The following is a 14300-nucleotide window of genomic DNA, read 5'->3' as shown; positions in this document are numbered from 1 at the left end:
GACGAAGCCAGCGTGCAAGTGCTTCGGCACCGTCGCCACCTCCATCAGGTCGAGGGCTGGAACAGGACTGCGACACAAGTCGTGGCCCCGCCAACGCTAACCCTCAGCCCACGGCGTCACAAGGCTTGACGGCCAAAAACTTCCACAAAGTGCAATCTATCTTCCGCATAGTGAAATTTAACGACCGTGCCGGGCCGCCCGCAACCGGGCCGCGAGGTCGGTGAAACTCGCCGCCCCGAGGTCGCTGTCCGTGGTCTCGGCGGCATCGGCCGCGCGGTCGGGCCCCTTCTCCCCCGGCCGTTCGACAAACGCGGTGCGGAACCCGGCGTCACGGGCACCGTGGATGTCCCACGTGTGGGCGGCGACCATCAGGACGTTGCCCGGCTGCACGTCCAGCAGCTTCGCGGCGTTGACGTACGCCCGGCGGTCCGGCTTGTACGCGCCGACGTTCTCGGCCGACAGGATCGCGTCGAAGCCGAGGCCGGCACCCTTCACCACGTTCGTGAGCTGGGCGAACCCGCCGTTGGACAACGCCACCACCACGAAGTCACGACGCAGCTCGGCCAGCCCCTCGGCGGCGTCGGGCCACGGCGGCAGCGCGTGCCAGGCGCGGACCATGCGGTCACGGGCCTCGTCGGAGACCTTCTCGGCGACGCCGAGGTCCGCGAGGCAGGCGTCCAGCGCCTCACGGTGCACGGCGTCGAGGTTCGCCCACTCGCGAGCACCGCTGTTGATCCGCTCGACCGCGGGCAGGTAGCGCTCACGCCAGGCATCCACGAGCGCGGCGCAGTCGAAGTCGTTCTCGTGGTGGGCGCGCAGGCCCTCGAGCACACCGCGGCGCCAGTCCACAGTGGTCCCGAAGACGTCGACGGCGACCACCGTCACCTCGCTGACCTCGAACATCTCACTCCGTTCTCCGGTGAACCCGTTCACCCGGACCGACCCCGAGCCACGCGTGCAGCTCCCGGCGGCCCGCGTCGGTGAGGTCGACGGCCCGGCTCGCCTCGATCAGGTCGATCCAGCCCAGGTCGAGCAACCGGCTCTTCACCGCGGCACCGAGGCTGCCGGCGAGGTGGTAGCGGCGTTCGCTCCAGTCCATGCACGGCCGGGCCAACGGCCGGGGCCGCCCGCTCAGCCGGTCGACGTCGATCCCGCGCGCTGCCAGCTCCGCGCGCCCTTCGGCGGAGACGCGGTAGGAATCGCGGTCCTCGACCAGAAATCCCTTGCCCAGGAAGGCATCGTTGATCGCGACGCCCACACCGCCGGCGAGGTGGTCGTAACACACCCTGGCCTCACGCAGCTTGCGGCCACGGGTGACCTCCCGCAACGACTTCGCGGGTCCCGGTGGCGCGAGCAGCAACAGGCCTTCGATCGCGTCGGCGACGGGGCTCGCGAGGCGGTAAAGCCGCTGCCGGCCGGACACCTCCACGACGACCAGGCCGCCGTCCTTGAGCTTGCGCAGGTGCGTGCTCGCGAGTGACGCCGAGATGCCGACCTCGGCCATCAGCGCCGAGACCGGCTGAGGCCGCCCGTCGAGCAGCAGCAACAGCATCGCCGCGCGGTTGCGGTCGGACAGGAGAAATCCGAGCCGGGCGAGATCCGCGTCACCTGCCATGAACCCACGATAGCTCCGGAACACTTGAGCCCCGGTTGAACAATGGCGCCCCTGCCATGAGGATCAGCGGCGACCGTTCACAGTGGACTGTGCGCCGTCACCGATCCGTACCCACCGTGAGTTCGGCCCACACCGTCTTCCCGGTCTCGGTCACCTGCTGGCCCCACGCGGCGCACACGGCCGCGATGAGGTGCAGGCCACGGCCGCCGTGGTCGTCCGGCGGCCGGGGCGTCGCGCGCTCAGGTGTGCTGTCGTCGACCTCCACCCGCACCAGCCCCGGCAACCGCAGCAGCCGTACGCAGCGCGGCGGCCCGCCGTGGGCGACGGCGTTGGCGGCCAGCTCGTCGACCACCTGCACCACGTCCATCAGCACATCGGGCGCGACGTCGGCCAGGTGCTCACGCGTCCAGCGCCGCACCTGGTGCAGCTCAGCTCCGGCGCCGCTCAGCGGCAGGGCCGTCATCGCCGCATCCGGCTCGAGGGCGCAGGAAAGTCCACCAGCGGTCAGGGCTCCTTCGGCAACTCAGGCTCGATCAGCGTCTTCATACCCCGAACGGAGCCACTTCAAGCATCCGAGGTGAACATTCGGGGAATCGTCCGCCCGAGCACATTGCCCCCTCATCACACCGCGGACTGTGCACCCAGCCCAAACCGGACGTGCGGGTCAGGCCAGCCGCAGCGCCATGAGCAGTGTGGCGCGGACGCGGCCGTCCTGCAGGTCGAGCGCGAGAAGCTCGCGGATGCGCTTGAGGCGGTAGGCGAGGGTGTTGCGGTGGATGAACAGCTCCGCGCAGATCGCGGGCGTCGCGCCGCTGTGGCGGAGGTAGCACTCGAGGGTGGTCAGCAGCGTGCGGTCCTCGGAGCGGGACAGGGGCGCGACGAGGCGCTGGGCCAGGCTGATCGCCCCGGGGTGACGCAGGGTGTCGATCACCGCGTCGAAGTCCAGGCTCGGCGCCGCGTGCACCCCCGGCTCACCCAGCGCGCGGCGGCACATCCGCAGGACCAGGCCCAGTTCCGCCGCGTTCTCAGCCGTGGCGACGACCGCCGACACCGATCGCGCGGGCCCGAGGGCGTCGCGCGTCGCCGTGACGAGGTGGCCGGGGTCGAGGGCCTCGCTCTGCAGCAGGATGGTCGACAGGTCCGGCTCCTCGACGAACCGCATGGCCGAGAACTCGCCGGCGAGGACCACGCGGGCCCGCCACGACACCGTGCGCAGGTAGGTCGTGGACATCCCGGCCTCGGCCTGCAGCACGACGACGCCGGTGCGCTGGTAGGGCTCCAGTTCGGCGTCGCGGGCCAGGGCGATGAGCTCGGCGGTGGGCACGGCGTCGTTGCCGTAGACCGCCTCGGTGAGCCGCCCGGCGTTGCGCGAGTGCGCGACGCCGGCCGAGCCGAGCGTGGTGCTCAGCTGCATGGACACGACGGCGGCCACCGGTGCGAGCAACGTGCGGATCGCGGGCTGGGCCACGGTCTCCTCGACCACGAGCCGGAAGCGGTCGCGGTTGTTGCCGGGCAGGGTGAACTCGGTGCGAGTGGCGAACCCGCCCTGGTCGCCGGCCGACAGCAGCGTCGCGCCCGTCGAGTCCTGAATGGACACCCGGGCGCCCGCGGCCTCGCTGATCCGGTGCAGCACGTCCTGCATCGTGCCCTGGTCGGCGGCGATGCGCGTGCAGTCGTCGGCGAGCTCGGAGCCGCGGCGCAGGGCTTCGTAGCGTTCGGCGGAAAGGCGGTCCTGCACGTCGCGCTGGACCAGCACGAACGGCATGTCGTCCGGCACGACCAGCAGCGGCACGCCGTGGTTGCGGCACGCCACCACCAGGCCTTCGGGCAGCGTCGCGTGCGCGAGCCCGAGGCCGAAGGCGAGCGCGGCGATGGGGACGTCGGCGAGCCGTTCCACGTACGCGTCCCAGATCCGGACGTCGGTCACGTTGAGCGCCATCCCGGACGTCAGCATCACCGCGCCCGGGGTGAGGAACGGCGACGGGTCGATCGACTCGGTCGGCGCGCACCACGTGATCGGCCGCTCCAGCGCCCCGGGCGGCCCGGCGACGCTGACCTCGATGCGACGCCGGCGGTCCTCGATCACGTCCCCCTCGAGCACGGGGTCTTCGAGCAGGTCGGCGACACGCACGCGTCGAGCTTAAAGCACTTCGCACAACCGCGGGCAGACGTTTGGGTCACTCTGACCAATGTGCCGGGCGCCACTCGATGCCTAGGGTGACCAACCATGACCGCGACCCTGAATTCCGACATGGGCGAAGGACTCGGCCTGCACAGCTTCGGCAACGACGAAGCGCTGCTCGATCTCGTCGACGTGATCAACCTGGCCTGCGGCTTCCACGCGGGCGACCCGGACGTCATGGACGCCACCGTCGCGGCCGCGGTCGCACACGACGTGCGCATCGGCGCACACCCCGGCCTGCCCGACCTCACCGGCTTCGGTCGGCGGCGCATGGTCCTGACCGCCGAAGAGGTCGAGACGATCATGCTCTACCAGGTCGGCGCCCTCACCGCGTTCCTCGGCAAACACGGCGCACCACTCAACCACGTCAAACCCCACGGCGCCCTCTACGGGATGCTCGCCGGCGACCCGGCGCTCATGACCGGCGCGGCGCGCGTGGCCAAGCAGTACGGGGTGCCGTTCTTCGGCATCCCCGGCAGCGCACACGAAACGGTGTGCGCCGAGCTCGGCGTGGACTTCGTGGCCGAGCTCTACGTCGACCTCGACTACGACGGCGAAGGGAATCTGATCATCCTGCGCCGCCCCGCGCGCACCGATCCCGCGGCGGCGGCCGACCGGGTCGCCCGGGCGGCGGAGGGCAAACCGGTGCTCGCCGCCGACGGCACCGAGCTCGACCTGCGGTTCGACAGCGTCTGCGTGCACTCCGACGCTCCCAACTCCCCCGAAGTGGCCGCGGCCGTCCGTGCCGTGCTCGACCGTCAACGCTGAGGAAGGCAGGTCCGTGTCCGACATCCTCTCCCCGCTCCCGGGCATCTTCTACACCCGGCCCGGGCCCGACAAGGAACCCTTCGTGCAGCCCGGCGACCGCATCGAGGCCGGTGCCGCCGTCGGCATCGTCGAGGTGATGAAGCAGTTCACCGAGATCCGCGCGGAGTCCGCGGGCACGGTCGTGTCGATCAACGTCGCGGACGGAGGCACCGTCACCCCGGGCGAAGTCCTCGTCGTGGTGGAGGACTAGTGCGGAAACTGCTCATCGCCAACCGGGGTGAGATCGCCGTGCGGATCCTGCGCACCGCGCACGCCCTGGACCTGGCCACCGTCGTCGTGTGCAGCGAGGCCGACCGCGATTCGCTCGCGGCGCGGACCGCGGGTGAGGCCGTGGTCATCGGGCCGCCGCCCGCGCGGGACAGCTACCTCAACGGTCCCGCCGTCGTGCAGGCGGCGCTGGACACCGGCGCCGACGCCGTGCACCCGGGCTTCGGTTTCCTCTCGGAGAACGCCGAGTTCGCGCAACTCGTGCTCGACGCCGGGCTGACGTGGGTCGGGCCGGATCCGTCCGCGATCCGGCTGATGGGCGACAAAGTGGCGGCGCGCGAAGCGGCGCGGGCGGCCGGGGTGCCGGTGCTCGCCGGGTCGGACGGTCCGTTGGACGTGGCGGGCGACCCGCTCGCGGTGGCGCGGGCGGTCGGTTTTCCGTTGGTGCTCAAGGCTTCCGCCGGCGGTGGCGGGCGGGGCATCCGGCTCGTCACCGGTCCCGCGGACTTCCTCGCCGCGCTCGACGTCACGCGTTCGGAGGCGCGGGCGAGCTTCGGCGACGACACGATGTACCTGGAGCGTTTCGTCGAACGCGCCCGCCACGTCGAGGTGCAGGTGCTCGGCGACGGCGAGCGCGTGATCCACCTGGGCGACCGCGACTGTTCGATGCAGCGGCGGTCGCAGAAGGTGCTGGAGGAGGCGCCGGCGCCCTCGCTGCCCGACGCGGTGCGGGACCGGATCCGCGGCTCGTCGGTCGATCTCGCCCGGGCCTGCGCCTACCGCGGGGTGGGCACGGTGGAGTTCCTGTACGACCCGGTGCGCGAAGAGGCGGCGTTCATCGAGATGAACACGCGGCTGCAGGTGGAGCACCCCGTGACGGAGCTGGTGACGGGGATCGATCTCGTCGAGCAGCAGCTGCGGATCGCGCGGGGTGAGCCGTTGGGGCTGGCGCAGGAGGACGTGACGTTTTCCGGGCACGCGTTCGAGTCGCGGATCAACGCCGAGGACCCGGATCGGGGTTTTCTGCCCAGTCCCGGCACGATCTCGGCGTTGACGTGGCCAACGGGGCCCGGCGTGCGCGTGGACAGCGGGGTGGCCGCGGGAGACGCGGTGGCGCCGTACTACGACTCGATGATCGCGAAGCTGATCGTGCACGGTCCTGATCGGACTGTCGCGATCGGACGAATGGCGGAAGCGCTGCGGGGTGTCGGGATCACCGGCATCGCGACGACCGTCGGGCTGCAGCTGGACCTGTTCGCGCGGCCCGAGCTCGCCGCGGTGGAGCACCACACGAAGTTCATCGAGACGACTCCCGGACTGCTGAAGGAGACGGCGTGAGCGCACCGCAGACCCTGCCCGCCACGGCCCGCTACACCTGGGGCGGCGACGAGTTCCTGTTCGTGGAGATCTCCGAGGAGATGAGCCTGCCGGGCAACCTGCGGGCCATGGGCATCGCCCGCGGCCTCGCCGCCGCGGCGCTCGACGGGATCGTGGACATCTGCCCGGCCAACGCGTCGCTGCTCATCCGCTTCGACCCGGACGTGCTGGCGCCGGCGGAGCTGGAGCGCACGGTGCGCGAGCTGGAAGTGCGAACCCGGGAAGAAACCAAAACCGTGTTGTCGACCCGGATCGTGGAAGTGCCGGTGTGGTACGACGATCCGTACACGCGCGAGGTCGGGGCCCGGTTCCGCGAGGGTTACCACCAGGACCCCAGCGGCACCGACCTCGACTACGCGGCGCGGATCAACGGCCTGTCCGACGCCGCGGAGTTCATCCACCGCCACCACACGCAGCCGTGGATCGTGTCGATGGTGGGGTTCGTCGCCGGGTTGCCGTTCCTGTTCCAGCTGGTCGAACGTTCGCAGCAGCTGGAAGTGCCGAAGTACCTGAGTCCCCGCACGGACACCCCGAAGCTGACCGTGGGGCACGGCGGGTGTTTCGCCTGCATCTACTCCGTGCGCGGGGCCGGTGGCTACCAGATGTTCGGCATCGCGGCGGCGCCGATTTTCGACCCGGCGCGGAAGCTGCCGGATTTCGCGGAGTCCCTGGTGTTCTTCCGACCCGGTGACATCGTGAAGTTCACCCCGGTGTCGGAAGAGGAGTACCACCGGATCTCGGCGGAGGTCTCCTCGGGCACGTTCCGCTACCGGATCGTGCCGGTCGAGTTCGACACCGAACGGGCCGTGGCCGACCCCGAGGCCTACAACGCCACCCTGCTGGAGGTGCTCCGTGGCGAGTGAGCGCGCGATCGAGATCGGCAAGCCCGGGTTGGCGACCACGGTGCAGGACCGCGGGCGGATCGGGTACTACGACCTCGGCATCCCCCAGGGCGGGGCGCTGGACCAGTACTCGGCCGAGCTGGCGAACGCGCTGGTGGGCAACGTCTCCGGCGAAGCCCTGCTCGAATGCACTTACCTGGGCCCGGTGCTGCGCGCGCTGGCGCCGGTGTCCGTCGCGGTCACCGGCGCTCCGGTTCCGGTGCAGGTCAACGGCGTCGATCGTCCACAGTGGACCCGTCTGTCCCTGGCTGCGGGCGACGAGCTCTCCTTCGGCTACATACAGGGCGGCTCCCGCTACTACCTGGCGTTCGCCGGCGGGATCGACGTGCCGGCCGTGCTGGGCAGCCGCTCGACCTACGTCCTGGGTGCCCTCGGCGGCTTCCAGGGCCGCAAACTCGAGGCGGGGGACGTGGTGCCGATCGGTGTTCCCGCTTCGGAGGAACCGGCCGGCTCGGTGGTGGATCCCGAACACCGCCCGGTGTTTTCCCCGCACCAGGATGTTCGCGTCCTGCTCGGCCTCTACGACCACCGCCTCACCGAACGCGGCCTCGCGAACCTCGTCGAGGAGGAATGGACCCTGACGCCGGTCGCCGACCGCGCGGGCCTGCGCTACGACGGCCCGGGCGTCGAATGGCGCGACCGCGTCCAGCCCTTCGGCGCCGGCTCCGACCCCTCCAACATCGTGGACGCGGGCTACGCCGTCGGCTCCATCCAGATCCCCGGCGGCACCCAACCCATCGTCCTGCACCGCGACGCCGTCTCGGGCGGCGGCTACGCCATGGTCGCCACCGTCATCAGCGCCGACATGGACCTCGTGGCCCGCGCCGCGCCGGGCACCAGAACCCACTTCCGTCCGGTCGACCTGGACACGGCACTGCTGGCGCGCAAGGACCGCAACCAGAGGTTGGCGAAGGCTCTCGCTTCGCTGGTCTGAGGTTCGAGGAGGCTCGGTCGTAAGCCGTGGTGACCGCCGCCCGGCACGGCCGATTGCCACAGCTGACTCCGCCGTCCGGTGTGGCCGCGGCACCGGCTGTCGCGACGCGGCCGACTACGGCAACCGGCCGAGCCCGCACTCCCACACCCCACCACGGCCGTGTGATCCCCATCGCGAGCCCCCAACCGGCGCGATCAGGCCAGTAAGGTCCGTCGTCATGGGGTTTCGGCGGGGGTTGGCGCTGCTCGTGGCCGCCACTCTCTTCATGGAGATCGTCGACGCGACGATCATCGCGCCCGCGGCGCCGGCGATGGCGGCGGACCTCGGGGTGAGCTCGGTGGACGTGAACGTCACCATCACGGCCTACGTCCTCACCCTCGGCGTCCTCATCCCGATCAGCGGCTGGCTCACCGACCGCTTCGGCGCGCGCCGGGTGTTCGCGACCGCACTCGTCCTGTTCACGTTGTCGTCACTGGCCTGCGCTTTCGCACCCAACCTTGTGCTGCTGACAACAGCCCGTGTGGTGCAAGGCATCGGCGGAGCGATGATGGTGCCCGTCGGCCGGCTCGTGGTGCTCCGTGGCACGCCGAAGAAGGACCTGGTGCGCGCGGTCGCCTACCTGACGTGGCCGGCGTTGCTCGCACCGGTGGTGGCGCCGGTCGTCGGGGGGTTGCTGGCGCAGTACGCGTCGTGGCGGTGGATCTTCGTGATCAACCTGCCGCTGGGCCTCGCGGCGCTCGTCGTGGCGTGGGCGATCGTGCCCGATCTGCGCGCGGAGAAGCCCGCGCCGTTCGACCGCGCCGGGTTCGCCTGGGTCGCCGTGGGCACGGCCGCGCTCGTCGTCGCGCTCGAAGGCCTCGGTTCGGGCTTCGGTCCGGTGACCGCCGTGGCCCTGGCGGTGGCAGCCGTCGGTCTCGGCTGGGCGATCCGCCACCTGCTGCGCGCCCCCAATCCCCTGCTCGACCTGCGGATCCTGCGCGTCGCGACCTACCGCATCACCGCGGCCACGGGCTCGATCTACCGCGGTGTGATCACCGCCATCCCCTTCGTCCTGCCCCTGTTCTTCCAGCTCGGCTTCGGCTGGACCGCCGCGCGCGCCGGCCTGGTCGTGATCGCGCTGTTCGTCGGCAACGTCGGCATCAAACCCGCCACCACACCCCTCATGCGCGCCTTCGGCATCCGCACGGTGCTGCTCGCGTCGATCGTCGTCGGCGCCGCGTGCCTCGTCGGCCTGGCCTTCGTGCGGGCAGACACCCCGCTGCCGGAGCTGCTCACCCTCCTGCTCGTCAGCGGCATCGCCCGTTCCACCGGCTTCACGGCTTACAACAGCGTCGCCTTCGCCGACGTCGACGCGCCCCTCATGAACCACGCCAACACCCTGCTGTCCACCCTCCAGGAACTCGGCGCCGGCCTCGGGGTGGCCATCGGCGCCCTCCTCATCCGCGCCGGCGGCCTGTTCACCACCGACGCGCCCGGCCCGTTCCGCGTGGCGCTCGTCCTGCTGGCCGTGCTGCTGGTGATCCCCTTCGTCGCCGCCATCCGGCTGTCGCACACCGCCGGCAACGCCGTCACCGGCCGCGAACGGTGAGCCCTACCGCGGTTCGCGGCCGCTGAGCATCCGACCCCCGTTCCGACTCCGGAAACCGCTCCAGCATCGTCCTCAGCTCCGCAATGTCCACATCGGCCCCGAACGTCTCCGCACCCGGCTCGAGCCGCACGCCGTCGGCCAGACCACCAGCCGCCAGTGGATCGAAGCCGAGTGCGTCGACCACAGTGGACACGGCCTTGACGTCCGCGGGGTCGTCGCCCGCGACGGCGATGGCCTTGCGGCCGCGCGTGCCGGCGGGGCGGGCCTCGTCCTCCAGGTCGTGGTAACCCATGTGGTTGAAGGCCTTCACGACGCGCGCGCCGGGCAGGAACCGTTGCACCGTCTCACTCGTGGACACTTCCAGGTCGGCGCGACGCCCGTCGACCTCCCACCAGTAGTTCATGGCGTCGATCACGAGTTTGCCGTCGAGCTGCGCCGCGCGGATGGTGCGGTACTTGCCCAGCGGCAGGGCCAGGACCACGATGTCGGCCGAAGCCGCCTCGGCCTGCGTCGTGGCGATGGCGCCGGGTGCGAGGACTTCCCCGGTGAGCTCCGGCGCGCCCGAACCCGCGAACGTGGGAAGACCCGCACCGGAACGTCGGAACCGAGCACGGTGACACCCGAGGACAGGTGGATCCGCGACGTGCGGGTGGCGATGCCGGCCAGCACCGTCTCCAGGGTGGTGATCGAGTACTCGGGCCGGTGGTGCTCGCCGAGCGCGATCACGTCCACGCCGATCTCAAACGGTCGAGGCGCAGGTCACGCGCCACGGTCGCGTGCCGTTCCCCGCGGTGCGGACCCTCCGTCACCGGCTTCGATGCGCCGGGTGATCTTGTCCGCGACCGCGCGAAGGGTGCGCAGCTCATCGTCGGACAACACGTCGTACACCAGCTCGCGCACGCGCGCGACGTGGCCGGGAGCGGATTCGAGCACGTGCGCGTAGCCGGCGTCGGTCATCACGGCACGGGTGTAGCGGCCGTCCGCGGGGTCGGGCTCGCGGTGCAGGAACCCGCGCTTCTCCAGCCGGCTGATGAGGTGCGACAGGCGCGACAGCTCCGCGTTGGTCAGGATCGCCAGCTCGCTCAGGCGCATGCGCCGGTCGGGTGCTTCCGACAGCGCCGCCAGCACGTAGTACTCGACGTAGCCGAGCTGGGCGTCGTCGCGCAGCTGTTTCTCCAGCGCGGTCGGCAGCAGGTGCAGCAGGTAGGTGAACGAGCGCCACGTCTGCAGCTCTTCCGAGTCCAGCCAGCGCGGAGCGGCCTGCCGGGGCGTCATGCGTGCCAGCCTACCGCATGACTTGAAAATTCAAGTCCTCGTTGCCGACCTGGAATTTTCCACCCGACCGAACGTCTACATTGGACGGACAATGGGCCCTGATCACCGGTGTTGGCAGCTGGGGTAACTCCAGGTTTACGCTCACGGGCATGCGATTCGCCATCAAGACTTCCCCGCAGAACACCGTCTGGCAGGACATGCTCGCGGTCTGGCAGGCGGCCGACGAGATCGAGCTGTTCGAGTCCGGCTGGACTTTCGACCACTTCTATCCCATTTTCTCCGATTCGACCGGCCCCTGCATGGAGGGCTGGGTCACACTGACCGCGCTCGCGCAGGCCACCAAGCGGCTGCGGCTGGGCACGCTCGTCAGCGGCATGCACTACCGGCACCCCGCCCTGCTCGCGAACATGGCCGCGACGCTCGACATCGTCTCCGGTGGCCGGCTGGAGATCGGCATCGGCGCCGGGTGGAACGAAGAGGAGTCCGGCGCGTACGGCATGGAGCTCGGCACCATCAAGGAGCGCAGTGACCGCTTCGAGGAAGGGTGTGAAGTGCTCCTCAGCCTGCTGACGCAGGAAACCACCACGTTCAAGGGCACGCACTACGAGCTCACCGACGCCCGCAACGAGCCGAAGGGCGTGCAGAAGCCCCACCCGCCCATCTGCATCGGCGGCAGTGGTGAAAAGCGCACGCTGCGCACCGCCGCGAAGTACGCCCACCACTGGAACTTCACCGGCGGCACGCCCGAGGAGTTCGCCCACAAGGTCTCGGTCCTGCACCGCCACTGCGCCGACATCGGCCGCGACCCGAAGGAGATCACGCTCTCCTCGCACGTGCGCCTCGGGCCCGACCTGGACTACGCCTCGGTCGCCAAGCAGGCCGAAGGCCTCGGCGAGGCCGGCCTCGACCTCGCGATCGTCTACCTGCCGCCACCCCACACCCCCGCGGTGCTGGAGCCGCTGGCGAAGGCGCTCGAACCGCTGCGCTGACCCCGGCCGCGGGCCGCGCGACCGCCCCACCACGGCGTCGCGCGGCCCCGCGCAGGGCAGCGACAACCGTCCGAATTCGACCACGCGCTGGTAAAATTCGGGCATGCCCGCGAGCGAAAACCCGCAGCCCTCCCCCGAGGATCTCCAGAGCCGAGCCCGCACCGTCATGGCGGACCTGGCCCGCGAAGGCAACACCGAAGAACTCGCGGACTTCATCGACCACGGCCTGGACGTGAACTCACTCGACGAGTCCGGCAACTCGCTCCTGATGCTCGCCGCCTACCACGGCCGCACCGACACGGTGACCTACTTGCTCGACCACGGCGCCGACCCCGACATCTGCAACGCCCGCAACCAATCCCCGATCGCGGGCGCCCTGTTCAAGGGCGAGACGGAGATCGTGGCGGCCCTGAAAAAGGCCGGCGCGGACCTGGACGCCGGAACCCCGAGCGCGCGCGAAGCCGCGAAGATGTTCGGCCAGACCCTCTGACGCTCGAGGGCACCACACCGAGGGCTCGCGCCGCCGAACGGGAACGCGAAACAGTCTGCCCCGCCGCATTGTTCGCGGCGGGGCAGACTGCAAAGGGACTCACCACAAAGGACTACAGAGCGCCCAGTGCCTCGCAGGCCTTCTGAACACCTTCACCGTAAGCCGGGTCGGCCTGGGCGCAGTTGGCGATGTGGCGCTGAACGGTTTCCTTGCGCGCACCCTTGATCGCGCGAGCGGTGTTCTCGAACAGGCGCTGCTGCTCCTCAGCCGACAGCAGGCGGAAGAGGTTACCTGGCTGGGTGAAGTAGTCGTGGTCGTCTTCGCGGAAGTCGAAGTGGTCCGCGGTCGAGCCGATGGCCTGCGCCGGGTCGGCGTAGGAAGGCTGTTCCTGCCAGCGTCCGAAGTTGTTCGGCTCGACGCCGGGCACGCCGCCCTGGTTGCCGTCGACGCGCATGGCACCGTCGCGGTGGTAAGTGTTGACCACCTTCGCACCGCGGGGGTAGTTGACCGGGATCTGGTGGTGGTTCACGCCCACGCGGTAACGCGCGGCGTCACCGTAGGAGAACAGGCGGCCCTGCAGCATCTTGTCCGGGCTGAACGAGATGCCGGGGATCAGGTTCGCCGGGGTGAAGGCGGCCTGCTCGACGTCGGCGAAGTAGTTGTCCGGGTTGCGGTTCAGCTCGAACTCGCCGACCTCGATCAGCGGGTAGTCCTTCTTGCTCCACACCTTCGTGAGGTCGAACGGGTGGAACCGGTACGTCGCGGCGTCGGCCTCCGGCATGATCTGCACGAACAGCTTCCACTTCGGGAAGTCGCCGCGCTCGATGGCGTCGAAGAGGTCGCGCTGGTTCGACTCGCGGTCCGCCGCGATGACGGCGCCCGCCTCCTCGTCGGTCAGGTTCTCGATGCCCTGCTGGGTGCGGAAGTGGAACTTGACCCAGTTCCGCTCGCCGGCGGCGTTGATGAAGCTGTAGGTGTGTGAGCCGAAACCGTGCATGTGCCGGTAGGACTTGGGGATGCCGCGGTCGGACATGACGATCGTGACCTGGTGCAGGGACTCAGGCAGGTTCGTCCAGTAACCCCAGTTGTTCTCCGGGTCCCGCAGATTGGTGCGCGGGTCGCGCTTCACCGCGCGGTTGAGGTCGGGAAACTTCAGCGGGTCGCGGTGGAAGAACACCGGGGTGTTGTTGCCGACGACGTCCCAGTTGCCCTCTTCGGTGTAGAACCGCAGCGCGAAACCACGGATGTCGCGCTCGGCGTCGGCCGCGCCACGCTCACCCGCGACGCTCGAGAACCGTGCGAACATCTCGCACTCGTTGCCGACCTCGGCGAAGATCGCGGCCTTCGTGTACCGCGAAATGTCGTGTGTGACCCGGAAAGTGCCCCAAGCGCCGGATCCCTTGGCGTGCATGCGCCGCTCCGGGATCACCTCGCGGTCGAAGTGCGCGAGCTTTTCGATGAGCCACAGGTCCTGCAGCAGCACCGGGCCGCGGGGGCCGGCGGTGACGCTGTTCTGGTTGTCCACGACCGGCGCACCCGCCGCCGTCGTCAGCGGTTTGGTGTTCTCTTCGAAAGGCACTATGTCTCCTTGCGGGTGGTGGACAGTCGGTGTCGGTGCCGGCGAGGCTCATCAGTCGGCCGGCACGAGGGCATCAGACCATGCTTTCTTGAACGTGTCCAGACTAGAGGGTGGACCCGTTCAAGTGAATCGACGCGCGCGGCAAGGTCGACCGAGTGGCACCAGCACCAGCCTGACCAGCGCGGACAACAAGCCGGCGGACAGTGCACGGCGAGACCGACCGCTCAGCACGGTCGCGTTCTCGCATCCAGTGAGATGGTAGTCACAAAGATGATCACGGGTGAACGCTGACCGCGCTTGCCCGACCACAACCACACCAAGTGATGACCGCCGC

15 protein-coding genes are annotated in these 14300 nt (G+C 70.0%); 8 read left to right on the top strand and 7 right to left on the bottom strand.

Annotated elements, in window-relative coordinates:
- Positions 1–177: 177 nt before the first annotated feature.
- The 4 genes from ACWEOE_RS14620 to ACWEOE_RS14605 form a co-directional block, all read right to left on the bottom strand.
- Complete coding sequence (locus ACWEOE_RS14620; protein ID WP_452008506.1) at positions 178–903, bottom strand: haloacid dehalogenase type II; 726 nt, start codon at positions 901–903, stop codon at positions 178–180.
- Between the two features lies 1 nt (position 904).
- Positions 905–1615 (bottom strand): ArsR/SmtB family transcription factor, encoded by a 711-nt coding sequence (locus ACWEOE_RS14615; protein WP_452008504.1) that lies wholly within the window; start codon positions 1613–1615, stop codon positions 905–907.
- Positions 1616–1712: 97 nt separating this feature from the next.
- Positions 1713–2078, bottom strand: coding sequence for an ATP-binding protein (locus ACWEOE_RS14610; RefSeq protein WP_452008502.1), 366 nt, complete (start codon positions 2076–2078; stop codon positions 1713–1715).
- Positions 2079–2279: 201 nt separating this feature from the next.
- Positions 2280–3746 (bottom strand): PucR family transcriptional regulator, encoded by a 1467-nt coding sequence (locus tag ACWEOE_RS14605; protein ID WP_452008500.1) that lies wholly within the window; start codon positions 3744–3746, stop codon positions 2280–2282.
- Positions 3747–3842: 96 nt separating this feature from the next.
- On the opposite strand from ACWEOE_RS14605, the gene pxpA reads away from it, so the two are divergent.
- The 6 genes from pxpA (at position 3843) to ACWEOE_RS14575 (ending at position 9633) form a co-directional block, all read left to right on the top strand.
- The gene (gene pxpA, locus ACWEOE_RS14600; RefSeq protein WP_452008498.1) at positions 3843–4565 is read left to right on the top strand and encodes a 5-oxoprolinase subunit PxpA; all 723 of its coding nucleotides are present in this window, start codon (positions 3843–3845) and stop codon (positions 4563–4565) included.
- A 13-nt stretch (positions 4566–4578) separates the two neighbouring features.
- A complete protein-coding gene (locus ACWEOE_RS14595; protein WP_452008495.1) occupies positions 4579–4815 on the top strand; it encodes an acetyl-CoA carboxylase in 237 nt (78 codons plus the stop codon).
- A complete protein-coding gene (locus ACWEOE_RS14590) occupies positions 4815–6170 on the top strand; it encodes an acetyl-CoA carboxylase biotin carboxylase subunit (protein ID WP_452008492.1) in 1356 nt (451 codons plus the stop codon). Before ACWEOE_RS14595 ends, ACWEOE_RS14590 begins: the two co-directional genes overlap by 1 nt.
- Positions 6167–7072, top strand: a complete 906-nt coding sequence (locus tag ACWEOE_RS14585; protein WP_452008489.1) for a 5-oxoprolinase subunit B family protein — start codon at positions 6167–6169, stop codon at positions 7070–7072. The genes ACWEOE_RS14590 and ACWEOE_RS14585 overlap by 4 nt, the downstream gene beginning before the upstream one ends.
- Complete coding sequence (locus ACWEOE_RS14580) at positions 7062–8045, top strand: 5-oxoprolinase subunit C family protein (protein WP_452008486.1); 984 nt, start codon at positions 7062–7064, stop codon at positions 8043–8045. Before ACWEOE_RS14585 ends, ACWEOE_RS14580 begins: the two co-directional genes overlap by 11 nt.
- A gap of 217 nt (positions 8046–8262) precedes the next feature.
- A complete protein-coding gene (locus ACWEOE_RS14575; RefSeq protein WP_452008484.1) occupies positions 8263–9633 on the top strand; it encodes an MFS transporter in 1371 nt (456 codons plus the stop codon).
- Here the strand turns inward: ACWEOE_RS14575 and ACWEOE_RS14570 are convergent.
- Positions 9614–10153 (bottom strand): NADPH-dependent F420 reductase, encoded by a 540-nt coding sequence (locus ACWEOE_RS14570; protein ID WP_452008823.1) that lies wholly within the window; start codon positions 10151–10153, stop codon positions 9614–9616. The two genes, ACWEOE_RS14575 and ACWEOE_RS14570, sit on opposite strands and share 20 nt — an antisense overlap.
- 239 nt (positions 10154–10392) lie before the next feature.
- Positions 10393–10908 carry a MarR family winged helix-turn-helix transcriptional regulator gene (locus tag ACWEOE_RS14565; RefSeq protein WP_452008482.1) on the bottom strand — a complete coding sequence of 172 codons (516 nt, stop codon included), beginning with the start codon at positions 10906–10908 and terminating at the stop codon, positions 10393–10395.
- A 149-nt stretch (positions 10909–11057) separates the two neighbouring features.
- On the opposite strand from ACWEOE_RS14565, the gene ACWEOE_RS14560 reads away from it, so the two are divergent.
- Both ACWEOE_RS14560 and ACWEOE_RS14555 read left to right on the top strand, forming a co-directional pair.
- A complete protein-coding gene (locus ACWEOE_RS14560; RefSeq protein ID WP_452008479.1) occupies positions 11058–11897 on the top strand; it encodes an LLM class F420-dependent oxidoreductase in 840 nt (279 codons plus the stop codon).
- Between the two features lie 166 nt (positions 11898–12063).
- Positions 12064–12387 carry an ankyrin repeat domain-containing protein gene (locus tag ACWEOE_RS14555; RefSeq protein WP_452008821.1) on the top strand — a complete coding sequence of 108 codons (324 nt, stop codon included), beginning with the start codon at positions 12064–12066 and terminating at the stop codon, positions 12385–12387.
- A 112-nt stretch (positions 12388–12499) separates the two neighbouring features.
- Here the strand turns inward: ACWEOE_RS14555 and ACWEOE_RS14550 are convergent, their stop codons facing one another.
- Positions 12500–13966: a catalase gene (locus ACWEOE_RS14550; RefSeq protein WP_452008477.1), complete on the bottom strand. Its 1467-nt coding sequence runs from the start codon at positions 13964–13966 to the stop codon at positions 12500–12502.
- Between the last annotated feature and the right edge of the window lie 334 nt (positions 13967–14300).

The sequence above is a fragment of the Amycolatopsis sp. NPDC004368 genome, assembly GCF_053602515.1.
Note: the sequence above shows the minus strand (reverse complement) of the source record. Positions and strands in the feature narration are given on the sequence as shown.

Coding starts and splice junctions, on each gene's coding strand:
- ACWEOE_RS14620 (WP_452008506.1), bottom strand. CDS start 903: ATGTTCGAGGTCAGCGAGGTGACGGTGGTCGCCGTCGACGTCTTCGGG.
- ACWEOE_RS14615 (WP_452008504.1), bottom strand. CDS start 1,615: ATGGCAGGTGACGCGGATCTCGCCCGGCTCGGATTTCTCCTGTCCGAC.
- ACWEOE_RS14610 (WP_452008502.1), bottom strand. CDS start 2,078: ATGACGGCCCTGCCGCTGAGCGGCGCCGGAGCTGAGCTGCACCAGGTG.
- pxpA (WP_452008498.1), top strand. CDS start 3,843: ATGACCGCGACCCTGAATTCCGACATGGGCGAAGGACTCGGCCTGCAC.
- ACWEOE_RS14575 (WP_452008484.1), top strand. CDS start 8,263: ATGGGGTTTCGGCGGGGGTTGGCGCTGCTCGTGGCCGCCACTCTCTTC.
- ACWEOE_RS14565 (WP_452008482.1), bottom strand. CDS start 10,908: ATGACGCCCCGGCAGGCCGCTCCGCGCTGGCTGGACTCGGAAGAGCTG.
- ACWEOE_RS14560 (WP_452008479.1), top strand. CDS start 11,058: ATGCGATTCGCCATCAAGACTTCCCCGCAGAACACCGTCTGGCAGGAC.
- ACWEOE_RS14555 (WP_452008821.1), top strand. CDS start 12,064: ATGGCGGACCTGGCCCGCGAAGGCAACACCGAAGAACTCGCGGACTTC.